This window comes from Mycolicibacterium sp. P4_G11 (assembly GCF_056555145.1).
Genome location: NZ_JBFUJW010000014.1, coordinates 20,588 through 33,356, shown reverse-complemented (window position 1 = coordinate 33,356; position 12,769 = coordinate 20,588). Strand labels below are relative to the sequence as shown.

12 protein-coding genes are annotated in these 12,769 nt (G+C 67.8%); 8 read left to right on the top strand and 4 right to left on the bottom strand.

Annotated elements, in window-relative coordinates; all coding sequences use genetic code 11:
* Positions 1 to 53: 53 nt before the first annotated feature.
* The gene (locus tag AC1U2B_RS25955) at positions 54 to 908 is read left to right on the top strand and encodes a LysR substrate-binding domain-containing protein (RefSeq protein WP_480219051.1); all 855 of its coding nucleotides are present in this window, start codon (positions 54 to 56) and stop codon (positions 906 to 908) included.
* A gap of 75 nt (positions 909 to 983) precedes the next feature.
* On the opposite strand, the gene AC1U2B_RS25950 is transcribed toward AC1U2B_RS25955, so the two are convergent.
* Positions 984 to 2,327 carry a hypothetical protein gene (locus tag AC1U2B_RS25950; RefSeq protein ID WP_480219050.1) on the bottom strand — a complete coding sequence of 448 codons (1,344 nt, stop codon included), beginning with the start codon at positions 2,325 to 2,327 and terminating at the stop codon, positions 984 to 986.
* A gap of 208 nt (positions 2,328 to 2,535) precedes the next feature.
* On the opposite strand from AC1U2B_RS25950, the gene AC1U2B_RS25945 reads away from it, so the two are divergent.
* Together AC1U2B_RS25945 and AC1U2B_RS25940 are read left to right on the top strand one after the other, a co-directional pair.
* Positions 2,536 to 3,390: a helix-turn-helix domain-containing protein gene (locus AC1U2B_RS25945; RefSeq protein WP_480219049.1), complete on the top strand. Its 855-nt coding sequence runs from the start codon at positions 2,536 to 2,538 to the stop codon at positions 3,388 to 3,390.
* A 107-nt stretch (positions 3,391 to 3,497) separates the two neighbouring features.
* Positions 3,498 to 4,487 (top strand): IS481 family transposase, encoded by a 990-nt coding sequence (locus AC1U2B_RS25940; protein ID WP_029119209.1) that lies wholly within the window; start codon positions 3,498 to 3,500, stop codon positions 4,485 to 4,487.
* Here the strand turns inward: AC1U2B_RS25940 and AC1U2B_RS25935 are convergent.
* The gene (locus tag AC1U2B_RS25935; RefSeq protein ID WP_480219048.1) at positions 4,484 to 6,601 is read right to left on the bottom strand and encodes an acyl-CoA dehydrogenase family protein; all 2,118 of its coding nucleotides are present in this window, start codon (positions 6,599 to 6,601) and stop codon (positions 4,484 to 4,486) included. The genes AC1U2B_RS25940 and AC1U2B_RS25935 overlap by 4 nt on opposite strands.
* Positions 6,602 to 6,796: 195 nt before the next feature.
* Here AC1U2B_RS25935 and kstR point away from each other — a divergent pair, with 195 nt between their 5' ends.
* Positions 6,797 to 7,462, top strand: a complete 666-nt coding sequence (gene kstR / locus AC1U2B_RS25930) for a cholesterol catabolism transcriptional regulator KstR (protein WP_043400021.1) — start codon at positions 6,797 to 6,799, stop codon at positions 7,460 to 7,462.
* Between the two features lie 3 nt (positions 7,463 to 7,465).
* Positions 7,466 to 8,209, top strand: a complete 744-nt coding sequence (gene otsB, locus AC1U2B_RS25925) for a trehalose-phosphatase (protein WP_480219047.1) — start codon at positions 7,466 to 7,468, stop codon at positions 8,207 to 8,209.
* Here the strand turns inward: otsB and AC1U2B_RS25920 are convergent.
* The gene (locus AC1U2B_RS25920; protein WP_480219046.1) at positions 8,206 to 9,306 is read right to left on the bottom strand and encodes an Rv3575c family transcriptional regulator; all 1,101 of its coding nucleotides are present in this window, start codon (positions 9,304 to 9,306) and stop codon (positions 8,206 to 8,208) included. The two genes, otsB and AC1U2B_RS25920, sit on opposite strands and share 4 nt — an antisense overlap.
* A gap of 97 nt (positions 9,307 to 9,403) precedes the next feature.
* On the opposite strand from AC1U2B_RS25920, the gene AC1U2B_RS25915 reads away from it, so the two are divergent.
* From AC1U2B_RS25915 to AC1U2B_RS25905, 3 genes are read left to right on the top strand one after another with little or no spacing between them, the layout of a single operon-like run.
* A complete protein-coding gene (locus AC1U2B_RS25915) occupies positions 9,404 to 10,303 on the top strand; it encodes a metal ABC transporter solute-binding protein, Zn/Mn family (protein WP_480219045.1) in 900 nt (299 codons plus the stop codon).
* Between the two features lie 20 nt (positions 10,304 to 10,323).
* Positions 10,324 to 11,136 (top strand): metal ABC transporter ATP-binding protein, encoded by an 813-nt coding sequence (locus AC1U2B_RS25910; protein WP_480219044.1) that lies wholly within the window; start codon positions 10,324 to 10,326, stop codon positions 11,134 to 11,136.
* On the top strand, positions 11,129 to 11,971 hold the full coding sequence (locus AC1U2B_RS25905) for a metal ABC transporter permease (protein ID WP_480219043.1): 843 nt from the start codon (positions 11,129 to 11,131) through the stop codon (positions 11,969 to 11,971). The genes AC1U2B_RS25910 and AC1U2B_RS25905 overlap by 8 nt, the downstream gene beginning before the upstream one ends.
* On the opposite strand, the gene AC1U2B_RS25900 is transcribed toward AC1U2B_RS25905, so the two are convergent.
* Entirely contained in the window at positions 11,958 to 12,761 is an 804-nt protein-coding gene (locus tag AC1U2B_RS25900) for a sulfurtransferase (RefSeq protein WP_480219042.1), read from the bottom strand. The two genes, AC1U2B_RS25905 and AC1U2B_RS25900, sit on opposite strands and share 14 nt — an antisense overlap.
* Between the last annotated feature and the right edge of the window lie 8 nt (positions 12,762 to 12,769).

Genomic DNA, 12,769 nt, shown 5'->3' with positions numbered 1-12,769 from the left:
TGTCAACTCATAGCACTAGGCGATAGATCTGATATCTCTAACCGGATATCGTGATGAATGTGTTCGACCCCGAACTGCTGCGCACCTTCCTCGCAGTCGACCGCGCCGGCGGATTCACTGCCGCCGGCCACCTGCTGGGGCTCCGTCAATCAACGGTGAGCGGCCACATCGCAAGGCTGGAGCAGGCCGTCGGCCGCGAGCTGTTCCGGCGCGATACCCGCAATCTGGCGCTCACCGCCGACGGCGCGGCGATGGTGGGCTTCGCGCACGACATCCTGGACGCACAAGCGAAAGCCGACCGCTATTTCTCCGAATCGCAACCCACGGGCCTGATCCGGCTCGGCGCCTCCGATGATCTGGTCGGCCGGATGCTCTCCGACGTGCTGGTCGAGTTCAGGCGGTCCTATCCCAGCGTCGACCTGGAGCTGGTGGTGGGCCTGAGCGAGAACCTCAAAACCCGAATGGCCGCAGGCGAATTGGACCTGATGGTGGCCAAACGGCTGCCCGGCGAGCAACACGGCGAACTGCTGTGGCGAGACCGCCTCGTGTGGGCCGGCCGGCCCGGCCTGACCGACATCACCGACCCGGTACCGATCGTGACCTACCCACCGCCGAGCCTGACCCGGCACGTCGCACTACGCGAACTGGAACGCGAGCGCCGCAGCTGGCGCATCGCGTGCGTCAGCGACAGCCTGCTCGGCCTGCAGGCCGCGGCACTTGGCGGACTCGGCATCATCGCCCATTCCGAATCGGTTCTGCCGCCAGGGCTTCAACCGCTCACCGACAGCCGACTGCCGAATCTCGGCCATCTGGAATTCGTCCTACTACACCGGCGCAGCACGCCGTCCGAAGCCGAGGTCGCGCTGCACGACGCCATCGTCGCCGGCGCACATCGCATGCGGCGCTGAAGAACTCGGCCGAGATCGACGAAATGGTCGCTTACCGAACGGCTTTCGCAACCATTTCGCCGATCTCGCCCCCGATCAGCCGGCGTTGGCCGCCTGATGCGTCGACGACGCCGCCTTCCCCTGCTTACCGGTCTTCGCGACCTTCGGGGTCTTCGGCGCCTTCTGTGCTTTCTCGGCCTTCTCGGCCTTCTTAGCCGGCTTGTCCGTCTTGCCTGCCGAATCGGAGTCCGACGAGGTTGCGCCCGACGGCTTGGTGCCGGGTTCGGACTTGGTGCTGTCCTGGTGAACCGGTTTCGTGGTCTCGACCTTGGCCGGTTCGGCTGACACCGGTTCCGCAGCGGGAGTGGACGTGTCGACCTTCGTCGGCTCCACAACCTTCACCGGCTGCGTTTCCGGAGTCTCGGTCACGACCGGGGTCGCAGGCTTCGGATCCTCCTTGGTCACAGACGCTTTCGACTTCGCCGGACTCGCCGACACCTTGTCGGCATCGCCGGCCTTGACCGCCGCGGTGGCCGCCGGCTTGATGGCCGGCGCCAGGGCGTTACTGGCCATATCTGCCGAGGCAGGCACTGCGGCCGGGCCGTCGACTGTCGCCGCGACGGGGGTGTTCGGGGCCGGAGGCTTGATCGCGTTGGCGATTGTTTTGAGAGCATTGATGACCTGAGCGACAAACCCGTTGGTTCCGAAAACGCCGGACTGACCCTTGAACGGTCCATATCCGTTCAGCACTGCATTGACCATGGTCGCCGGAAAGTTGATCACCTCGCTGACGGCCGTGGCCCCGTCTCCGGCCTTGACGGCGTCGAGGAATTTCTGGCCAGTGTCGGCGAACGCCTGCACTCCCTGACCCATCGTCGACAACGCGCCAACGGCCAGTTGCACGCCGACCGAGCTGAGACTGCCGATGACGTTGGTGACGTTCTGGGCGATCTTCTTTGGAATATCGAACTGCAGCAGGGGGAACATGACGCCGAACACCCCGCTGAGCGCCAAGCCGTAGAGGCCAGTCACTCCGTTGTAGAACTGACCCGAGGCCAACTGCTGCAAAGCCGTCCGGAACACCCCCGGCGCGCGGTTTGCCCAGAAGCGCAATCCATTGCCCATCTGCTGACCGATCGACATGATCTGCTGCGCGTAGCCGACCTGATTGGCAATGACCTGACGAACAATCGGGAACGGGTCGGCGGCGTACGCCTGACCCAGTTTCCCGATGTCACCGACCGTAGTTGTCAGCACGTCGCCCCAAGCCGCGATCGGGTTGACGAACGCGGTGAGGTCGACGGTCCGCGTCGACACCAAGCTCGACGGTGCCGCCACATGAAGTTGTGGCAGCGGGACCGTCAGTGGACTGATGGCGATGACGCCGGCGGTCGCGACTGCGATTCCCGCCGTCGAATATCGGCGCAACTCGAATGCCATAGATTCTCCTTGGACTCTGGGGTGTCAGCACTTCTGGCCGCGCAGACGGTAGTGACCAAGCCGAAAACAAACATTCGGAATCTGCAACAAGTTCTAATTTCTATTGACGGGCTCGCAGGTTTTACACAGAATCTTTCGAGAAAGCCGTCACGAGCCGACAAATCACGGCGCATGATCGTGGCCAAGCTGGATACCCCGGAGGTTCGGCGTGGCCCTCAAGCCATGGAACGACGACCGGCCCATGACGCCTCGCATCGTGGTCGGCGAGAGGTCCGTCGACAGTCGCGGTATGTCGCTGCGGTTCGCGACCGAGCGGATCGAGCGCACCACCGACTGGTGCTGCCATGATTCGAGTCGGCACCTCATCTACATCCACCGGCACGGTGAACTCCGGTCGATGGAGGCCAATCTCGACTGGGGTCCGACCGACCGCACGCTGCCGCGCATCGGCGATACCTGGGTGGTGCCTGCGGGCGTGCGCTGCACGTCGGTTGTCACGGGCGACATCTCGGGCTTCTGCGAAATCTCGATACCCGAGAACGCACTGGGCGAGGTCGTGCACGTGCCCCGGCGCAAGCATCACGATCCACTGATGCTGGCGTTGGTGACCAAGATGCGCAGCGTCGCGGGCCGCGACGACGCGCTGGCCCGGCTACTGCTCGATTCCGCCGGCGAGACACTGCGATTGCTGATCCGGGACACCTACACGGTCGAGCCACCGCCGGACGCCGAACGCGACGCCCTGCCCCCGTCGACGCGGGCGTCGATCATCGAGTTCCTGGAAGGCAGCCTCGAATCCGATATCAGTCTGGAATCGCTTGCGCGCCTTGCCCAGATGTCGGTGGCAACGTTCATCAAGGCGTTCCGGGCCGCGTTTCACACGACGCCGTACCAGTTCCTGCTCGACCGCCGCATCGACCGCGCGAAGACGCTACTGTCCTCGACGCGGCTGTCGATCACCGAAATCAGTGCCGCGGTTGGGTTTTCGACACCCAACCACTTCGCCACCACATTCCGGCAGCGCGTCGGCCTGACCCCGCGAGACTTCCGCAGGGGCCGCTAGCTGTACTGACCACGGACGTTAGGTACGGCGTGGCGTGGTGACATGAAGAAGACCTCCGAGTGAAGTGCGAGCTGTCTAGGAACGCACCAACCCTCTCGGAGGTCTTCGTGTCACACCGTAATGCCCCGCTGTCAGAAACTGGTCGTCTGCGATTGGCCCGTTGTGTCGTCGATGAAGGCTGGTCGCTGCGCCGCGCAGCCGAGCGATTCCAGGTCGCGGTCACCACAGCGGCACGCTGGGCAGGCCGCTACCGCGAGCAGGGCCCGGCCGGCATGGTCGATCGCAGCTCACGTCCACAGCGAAGCCCCAACCAGACACCGACTCGTACCGAGCGCCGGATCATCAAAGTGCGGGTCATCCGGCGTTGGGGGCCAGCACGAATCGGGTATCTGCTAGGAATCCATCCCTCGACCGTGCACCGGGTACTCACCCGCTACGGAGTGGCCAGACTGCGTTGGCTCGACCGACCCACCGGCACGGTGATCCGCAGAATTCACGCCGCACAACCCGGCGAGTTGGTGCATGTTGACGTAAAGAAGCTGGGCAAGATTCCTGCCGGCGGGGGATGGCGGATGCTGGGCAGAACCGCAGGCAACCACAACACGCGCGCCGATAAGAGTTCTGGCCGCATCAGCAAGCACGGTCACCCGATCAAGGGCCATCACTTCCTGCACACCGCAATCGATGCATACTCACGGCTGGCCTACTCCGAGCTCCTTGCCGACGAGCGCAAGGAGACCGCATCGGCGTTCTGGGCCCGGGCCAATGCATGGTTTAACCAATGCGGGTTCACGGTATCGAAGGTGTTGACCGACAACGGATCCTGCTATCGATCTCACGCGTTCCGTGACGCACTCGGGGCCATCGAACACCGCCGAACACGTCCCTACCGGCCCCAGACCAACGGCAAGGTAGAGAGATTCCACCGCACCTTGGCCGATGAATGGGCCTACGCCCGCCTCTACACCAGCGACGCCGAACGCTGCGCCGAGTACCCCCAATGGCTACACACCTACAATCACCACCGCGGCCACACCGCACTCAACGGTCAACCACCCGCTACCCGCGTACCCAACCTCTCAGGTCAGTACAGCTAGCGCGGCAGACCCAGCAGGCGCTCGCCGGCCACGGTCAACAGAATCTGTTCGGTGCCACCGGCAATCGAGAGGCAGCGGGTGTTCAGGAAGTACCGGACGTCCGGCGAATCCTCGATACCCGCACCGTCCTGGGCATCCATGATCGTCTCGGCCAGGGCCTGGCGGTAGCGCACACCGATCAGCTTGCGCACGCTCGACGGGGCACCCGGGTCATGGCCGCCGACGGCCATCTGCGCCGTCAGCTGATCCAGCAGCGAACCGACCTGGGCCGCAACGATCAGTGCGCCAAGGCGTTCCGCGTCGGCGGCGTCCAGCTCGCGGTCGCCGAGCACGTCCAGCAGGTGCTCCATGCCCTTGTCCAGCGCGCCACCGGCCGCCATGGCGACGCGCTCGTTGGCGAGCGTGGTGCGGGCCAGCGCCCAGCCGCCGTCGACGGGGCCGATCACGCAGTCGTCCGGCACGAACAGGTCGTCCAGGAACACCTCGTTGAACAGCGCCTCGCCGGTGATCTCGCGCAGCGGACGGATGTCGATGCCGGGCGAGCTCATGTCGACGACGAAGTAGGTGATGCCCTTGTGCTTCGGCGCATCAGGGTTGGTGCGCGCCAGGCAGATTCCCCAGTTGGCGCGGTGCGCGTTGGAGGTCCAAACCTTCTGGCCGGTCAGCTTCCAGCCGCCGTCGACCTTGACGGCCTTGGTCCGCAGCGCCGCCAGGTCCGAGCCGGCGCCGGGCTCGCTGAACAGCTGGCACCAGTACACGTCGCCGGTCAGGGTGCCGGGGATGAAGCGGTCGATCTGCTCAGGAGTGCCGTGACCCAGAATGGTCGGCGCGGCCCACCAGCCGATCGAAATGTCCGGGCGCACAACACTTGCGGCACTGAGCTCGTCGTCGATCACCAGCTGCTCGCCCGGCGACGCGGCGCGACCGTACGGCGCGGGCCAATGCGGCGCCATCAGTCCGGCCTCGGCCAGCGCGGCCTGGTGCTTCTCGACGGGCAGCGCGGCGATCTGGGCCACCGCGGCGGCGATCTCGGGACGGGTCAACTCAGCTTCGCCGGTGTCGACGTGCAGCTGGCGGCGCAGTCCCGAGCGGGTCAGCGCGGCCACCCGGCGCAGCCAGGTGCCGTGGCCGCCGAGGATCTGCGCGGTGGCGTACGAGCGCCGCAAGTACAGGTGAGCGTCGTGCTCCCAGGTGAAGCCGATGCCGCCGAGCACCTGAATGCAGTCGCGCCCATTGTGTTTCGCGGCGTCGATGGCGGCCGCGGCGGCCACCGCCGCGGCGATGGACAGCTGCGTGGCATCACCGTCGATAGCGGCCTCGGCGACGTCGCTCGCGGCGACCGCGACCTGCTGCGAGCGCAGCAGCATCTCGGCGCACATGTGCTTGACCGCCTGGAAGCTGCCGATCGGCTTGCCGAACTGCTCACGCACCTTGGCGTAGTCGGCAGCCGTCTGCAGCTGCCAGCGGGCCAGACCGGCGGCCTCGGCGGCCAGCACGGTCACGGCCAGGTCGGCCACCGGCGCGTCGATGACGGTCGCCGCGGCGCCGTCCAGCTCGACCCGGGCCAGCGGGCGGGAGAAGTCGGTGGCCGCGAGCGGCGTGACGGTGACGCTGGGCGCGGTGGCGTCCACCAGGAGCCAGACGTCGCCGGCGGGCAGGATCAGCAGGCCGTCGGGCAGGGCGCCCAGCACGAACTTGGCGGTGCCGGTCGCGGACTGGCCGTCGAAGGCGATGTCGGAGCTCAGGGCCAGGCCGGCGGTGCGCTGCCCGGAGGCCAGCGCCTCCAGCAGCGCGGCGTCGGTGATCACCAGAGTTGCCAGAGCGGTCGTGGCCACCGGACCGGGCACGAGTGCGGCGGCGGCTTCATCGACCATCACGCACAGATCCGCGATCGATCCACCGGCGCCGCCGAGGTCCTCGGACACCGCGACGCCGAAGGTCCCTAGTTCGACCAGACCGTCGTACGGGCCACGCCAAGAAGCTCCGGAATCCCCCGCCCCGCCTTCCAAAGCCCGGACCGCATCAATGGAACCCGACGCGACAGCCCAGCTACGGACCATTTCGCGGACCTCGGCCCGCTCCGAGTCGATAGTTGTGGAAGTGATGGACACCATGCGCTCCTAGCGTTTGGGCGAGAAGAACACGCTTCTCACTAGAACGTGTTCTAATGGTGACAGCAATCAGACGTCAAGTCGATCGCCATTACAGCAGGACACTCGGGTGTCCCGGGGCGCCTGGAGGTGGGAAATTACCGCACACTTTGCGTATCGTTTTCACCCAATGCGCTACCCGAAGGAGCTGACCGCCGCATGCCGACGCCAGCAACACCTGAATCCGATTCCGCCGTTCGCCCGAGGGAGGTGACGACCATGGCTGTACTCGCCGAATCCGAACTCGGATCCGAAGCGCAGCGCGAGCGCCGCAAGCGCATCCTCGACGCCACCTTGGCAATCGCCTCAAAGGGCGGTTACGAGGCTGTTCAGATGCGTGCGGTGGCAGAACGCGCCGATGTCGCGGTGGGCACGCTGTACCGCTACTTCCCGTCCAAGGTGCACCTGCTGGTGTCCGCGCTGGGCCGCGAGTTCGAGCGCATCGACGCCAAGACCGATCGCGCCGCGCTGACCGGCGGCACGCCGTACCAGCGGCTCAATGCGATGGTCGGCAAGCTGAACCGGTCGATGCAGCGCAATCCGCTGCTGACCGAGGCCATGACACGCGCATTCGTGTTCGCTGACGCGTCCGCGGCCGGTGAGGTTGATCACGTCGGCAAGCTGATGGACTCGATGTTCGCCCGCGCCATGAGCGAGGGCGAGCCCACCGAGGACCAGTACCACATCGCCCGCGTCATCTCCGATGTCTGGCTGTCGAACCTGCTGGCCTGGCTGACCCGTCGCGCGTCGGCCACCGATGTCAGCAAGCGGCTCGATCTGGCGGTGCGCCTGCTGATCGGTGACGGGGAGCAACCTAATATCTGACCGGTGCTCCCGGCTGATCTGATCGCGGCGCTCGACACCGTCGCCGCGACACCCCGACTGCTCGTCACCTCCGATTTCGACGGCACCCTGTCGCCGATCGTCAACAACCCTGCCGACGCGCGCGCGTTGCCTGCCGGGTCTGCCGCCCTGCTCGCGTTGGCGGACCTGCCGCACACCTTCGTCGCGCTGGTGTCGGGCCGTGCGCTGGAGGTCCTGCGCGAACTCTCCGGTATGCCCGCGTCGGTGCATCTGGTCGGCAGCCACGGCGCGGAGTTCGACACCGGGTTCACCCAGACAGTCGACGGCACGCTGCTGGCCCAGATCGTCGATTCGCTCACCGAGATCGCAAGTCGGTACCCGGGCGTGAATGTCGAGACCAAACCCGCCAGCGTCGCCCTGCACGTGCGCAACGCCTCGGCTGACGACGGCGCCGCGGCGCTGGCCGCCGCGCGGACGGCCGGCACGCAATGGACCGCCGAAGCCACCGAGGGCAAGGCGGTGCTGGAGTTCGCGGTGATCACCACCAACAAGGGCTCGGCCATCGATGCGCTGCGGGAGCGCGACGACGCGACCGCCGTGGTGTTCCTGGGCGACGACGTCACCGACGAGAAGGCCTTCGCCCGGCTGCGCGACGGCGACGTCGGGGTGAAGGTCGGTCCTGGACCGTCGGCCGCGCAGTACCGCATCGACTCCCCCGAGGACGTCGCGGAGGCGCTGGCGTACCTGGCGGGGCGCCGCGCGCGTTAGGCCGGTGGGCCCGAGGTGCGGCCGCGGACCAGCTCGGTGCCGAGCACCTCGATCGCCGGGATCCCCGACCGCGGCGGATTGTTCAACAGGTATCCGGCGCGCCGGCCCTTCTCCAGGCTCGGCTGGGCCACGGTGGTCAGCCCGCGGGCCAACGCCTCGGGGACGCCGTCGAATCCGGTGACGGTCATCTGGCCCGGCACGTAGATGCCTCGGGACCGGAGGTGGTCCATCGCCGAGAGGGCCAGCACGTCGGCGGTGCACATCAATGCGGTGATGCGCGGATTGGCTTGCAGCGCAACAGCGGCAGCGGACCCGCCGGAGCTCGGTAAGTGCTCGTAGGTCTCCACCACGGTCAGGGCATCGGGGTTCAGCCCGGCGCCCGCCATCGCGTCGCGGACACCGAGAATCCGTTCGCATTGCACGTGAAAATGCTGCGAGGTGAGCCGCTCCGGGTCCGCGACAGCCGACTGCGCATCGCCGTGCGGCCAGTGCCGTCCCAGCCGCATCGTCAGCAGGCCGATCTCCCGATGACCAAGTCCCACAACATATTCGGCGATCCCGCGCATCGCCGCTCGGTCGTCGATGCAGACCCGGGAGGCCCCCTGGACGTCCTTGGGCTGGTCGACGATGACGATCGGGACGCCGCGCTGTTGCACCACCGCCAGGTAGGGATCGTCGTCGGAGGCGGCGTAGACCACGAACCCGTCGACCCCGGCGGAGAGCACTGCCGCGGCGCCCTCCTCGACCGACCGATTCGGGCCGGCCGCCACCAGCAGCAGGCCCTGCCCGGCCTCCTCGCACGATTCGGCAAGCCCGGCAACGAAATCCAGCGCCGCCGGGTCGCGGAACGAGTAGTTGAGCGACTCGGTGATGATCAGTCCGAAGGCGCCGGCCTTTCGGGTGCGCAGGGAGCGTGCGACCGGGTCGGGGCCGGCGTAGCCCATCTCCTTGGCCGCGGCGAGCACCCGCTCGCGCAAGTCGGCGGAGAGCTGGTCGGGCCGGTTGTAGGCATTGGAGATCGTGGTGCGCGAGACCTTCAATTCGGCAGCCAGCGAGGCCAGGGTGGCCCGACGCCTCGGGTTGGGACTCCTCGGCATCTTTGTGACGCTAGCGCATCCGATTCGCGCCGCAAGGCAACGGTGCACTAGATTTATTGCAAACGGTTTTCATTAACACTAGCCCGCAGGAGCCGCCATGACCCGGACCAGCCTCATCGCCCTGTCCGCCCTCACCGCGCTGACCATCGCCGCCTGCGGGTCGCAAGGCGACTCCGCCCGTTCGGCGAAGGTCGTCGCCACCACCAACGTGTGGGGCAGCGTCGCCACCGCGGTCGCCGGCGGGCATGCCGACGTCAAGGCGATCCTCACCAACGACGCCGCCGACCCGCATTCGTTCGAAGCGAGCCCGGCCGACGCCGCAGCCATCGCCGACGCCACCTTGGTCGTCATCAACGGCGGCGGCTACGACCACTGGGCCGACGACGTGTTGAAGAACCACAAGAACGTCACCACCGTGGATGCGTACTCGCTGCTGCCGCACAGCGCGGCGGGCGAGGCCAACGAGCACGTCTTCTACAACATGGCGGTGGCCAAGGCCGTCGCCACCAAGATCGCCGACGACCTGGCCGGGGCCGATCCCGCGCACGCCGACGCCTACCGGGCCAATGCCGCGGAATTCGGCAAGAAGACCGACGAGATCGCCGCGACCGAGCACGCCATCGGGCAGAAGCATCCCGGCAGCGCGGTGGTCTCCACCGAACCCGTCGCGCACTACCTGCTGTCCGCCGCCGGCGTCGTCGACCGCACCCCGCACGGGTTCGCCGCCGCCGCCGAAGAAGGCCACGACCCCGCCCCGGCCGACGTGGCCGCCGTGCTCGACCTGATCAACGGCCACCAGGTCGACGCGCTGGTGGTGAACAAGCAGACCGAGACCGCCGTCACCAAGCAGCTGCAGGATGCCGCCCGCAAAGCGGCACTGCCCATCGTCGAGGTCACCGAGACGCTGCCCGCCGGACAGGACTTCCTGACCTGGCAGCGCCAGACCGCCGAGGCACTGGCACACCAGTTGGATACCGCACCCGTTGCGGCGCGATAAGCCGCGATAATTTGTAACCCGTGCCTACTGATCCCTCGTCCGCCACGGCGGTCGCCGAACTGACCGGCGCGCGGCTGTCATTCGGTGACCGCGTGCTGTGGGACCGGCTGGATCTGACGGTGCGCCGCGGCGAGTTCATCGCGGTGCTCGGCCCGAACGGCACCGGCAAGACCTCACTGCTCAAGGTGCTGCTGCGCCAACAGCTGCTGACGGCCGGCCGGATGACCACCACCGGCGCCATCGGTTATGTCCCCCAACACCGCTCGCTGGACACCGGGCTGACGCTGCGCGGCCGCGATCTGGTCGGGCTCGGCTGCGACGGGCACCGCTGGGGTTTCGCCGGCCCACGGAAGCGGGCACAGCGGCGCGCCGTGGTGACCCAGGCCCTGGGCCAGGTCGACGGCGCCCGGCTGGCCGACGTCCCGGTGTCGGTGATGTCCGGCGGCGAACTACAGCGAGTCCGCATCGCTCAGGCCCTGGCCTCCGATCCCGCGCTGCTGCTGTGCGACGAACCGCTGCTCAACCTCGACCCGGCCAACGCGAAGCTGGTATCGGGCCTGATCGACCAGCGCCGCAAGGACGCCGGCACCGCCGTCTTGTTCGTCACCCATGAGGTCAATCCCGTGCTGCAGTACGTGGACCGGGTGCTGTACCTGGTCGACGGCCGCTTCCGGATCGGCACCGTCGAGGAGGTCATGACGTCCGAGACGCTGTCCGCGCTGTACCGCGCCGACATTCAGGTCGCGCGGATCGGCGGCCAGTACGTCGTGGTCGGCCAGGACGGTGCGGGCGTCGACAACTCCGAGCATGCGAGCGGGCATTGTCATGAATGAGGCTGTGAATGCCTTTTGGAACCCCGCGCTGACCGCGGACCTGCTGAGCCGTGACTTCGTCCAGCAGGCGGTGCTGGCCGCGGCGCTGCTGGCGTTGCTCGGCGGCCTGATCGGTCCATTCATCGTGATGCGGCAGATGTCGTTCGCGGTGCACGGTTCCAGCGAGCTGTCCCTGACCGGCGCCGCGTTCGCGCTGCTGACCGGGCTCAACGTCGGCCTCGGCGCCCTGGTCGGAAGTGCCCTGGCGGCAATCCTTTTCGGCATCCTGGGGCAACGGTCGCGGGAACGGGACTCGGCCATCGGCGTCGTGCTGGCCTTCGGCCTGGGCCTGGCCGTGTTGTTCATCCACCTCTATCCCGGCCGGACCGGCACCAGTTTCGCGTTGCTCACCGGGCAGATCGTCGGCGTCGGCTATTCGGGTCTGACGCTGCTGGCCGTGGTCACCGTGCTGGTGGTCGCGATCCTCGCGGCCTGCTACCGGCCGCTGCTGTTCGCCACCGCCGACCCGGAAGTGGCTGCCGCCCGCGGGGTTCCGGTGCGGGCGCTGGGCATCGTGTTCGCCGCACTGGTCGGCGTCGCGGCTGCCCAGGGCGTGCAGATCGTCGGGGCACTGCTGGTGATGTCGCTGTTGATCACTCCCGCCGCCGCCGCGGGCCGGGTGTTCAGCTCCCCCGTCACCACGATGGTGGCGTCGGTGGTGTTCGCCGAGATCGCCGCAGTCGGCGGCATCGTGCTGTCACTGGCGCCGGGCGTCCCGGTGTCGGTCTTCGTGACGTCGATCTCGTTCGGCATCTACCTGCTGTGCTGGGGCGCGGGACGAGTCAGTCGCCGGTAGCCACTGCTCGGCCCGGCTCGTTACTCCACTGCGACCACGAGCCGGGGAACAGCGCCACGTCCCGGCCTGCGGCCGCCAGCGCGGCCACCGCCACCGCCGCGGTGACGCCCGATCCGCAATAGACAGCGTCCACGTCGGCGCCGTCGGTGCGCAGCGTGCCGTCGGCGGCCAGCACGCTCGGCAGATTGACCGCGCCCGGAATGTGCCCAGCCACGGGATCGAGGGGTTCGACGTCGCCGCGGAACCGTTCCGGCGCGCGGACGTCACCCAAACGCGGCCCCAGCGCAGCGGCCTCATCGGCGGTCAAGGTGGGCATGGCACCGGCGTAGAGGTCCTGGTGCGTGACGGTTACGTCGCCCGGTTCCGGTTCGACGTCGCCACGGTCCAGCGGCCCGCCCGAGGTGGTCCACGCCGCCAGCCCGCCGTCCAGGATGCGGACGTTCTCGATGCCCGCGGCGCGCAGCACCCACCAGGCGCGAGCCGAGCCGGCGCGGTTCCAGTCGTCGTAGATGACGGTCGGCACGCCCTGGCGCACACCCCACCGGCGCCCGGCCTCCTGCACCGCGGCACCCGACGGCAGCGGATGACGGCCCCGCCCTGTCACGGTGTGGTCGGACAGCTCGTCCTCCAGCGAGACGTACACCGCGTCGGGAATGTGCCCGGCCAGGTAGTCGTCGCGGCCGTCGGGCTTCGACAGCTGCCAGCGCACGTCGAGCAGCGTCACGTCGCCGGCGGCGATCAGCTGGGCCAGACCGAAGGCGGTGATGAGAACGTCGTCACGAGTGGACATGGCGGCAA

What these genes read in the sequence shown, in the direction of transcription:
- AC1U2B_RS25900 (WP_480219042.1), bottom strand. Translation starts at nt 12,761, where the DNA reads ATGTCCACTCGTGACGACGTTCTCATCACCGCCTTCGGTCTGGCCCAG.
- AC1U2B_RS25950 (WP_480219050.1), bottom strand. Translation starts at nt 2,327, where the DNA reads ATGGCATTCGAGTTGCGCCGATATTCGACGGCGGGAATCGCAGTCGCG.
- kstR (WP_043400021.1), top strand. Translation starts at nt 6,797, where the DNA reads ATGCCGACGCCAGCAACACCTGAATCCGATTCCGCCGTTCGCCCGAGG.
- AC1U2B_RS25935 (WP_480219048.1), bottom strand. Translation starts at nt 6,601, where the DNA reads ATGGTGTCCATCACTTCCACAACTATCGACTCGGAGCGGGCCGAGGTC.
- AC1U2B_RS25920 (WP_480219046.1), bottom strand. Translation starts at nt 9,306, where the DNA reads ATGCCGAGGAGTCCCAACCCGAGGCGTCGGGCCACCCTGGCCTCGCTG.
- AC1U2B_RS25955 (WP_480219051.1), top strand. Translation starts at nt 54, where the DNA reads ATGAATGTGTTCGACCCCGAACTGCTGCGCACCTTCCTCGCAGTCGAC.
- AC1U2B_RS25915 (WP_480219045.1), top strand. Translation starts at nt 9,404, where the DNA reads ATGACCCGGACCAGCCTCATCGCCCTGTCCGCCCTCACCGCGCTGACC.
- AC1U2B_RS25905 (WP_480219043.1), top strand. Translation starts at nt 11,129, where the DNA reads ATGAATGAGGCTGTGAATGCCTTTTGGAACCCCGCGCTGACCGCGGAC.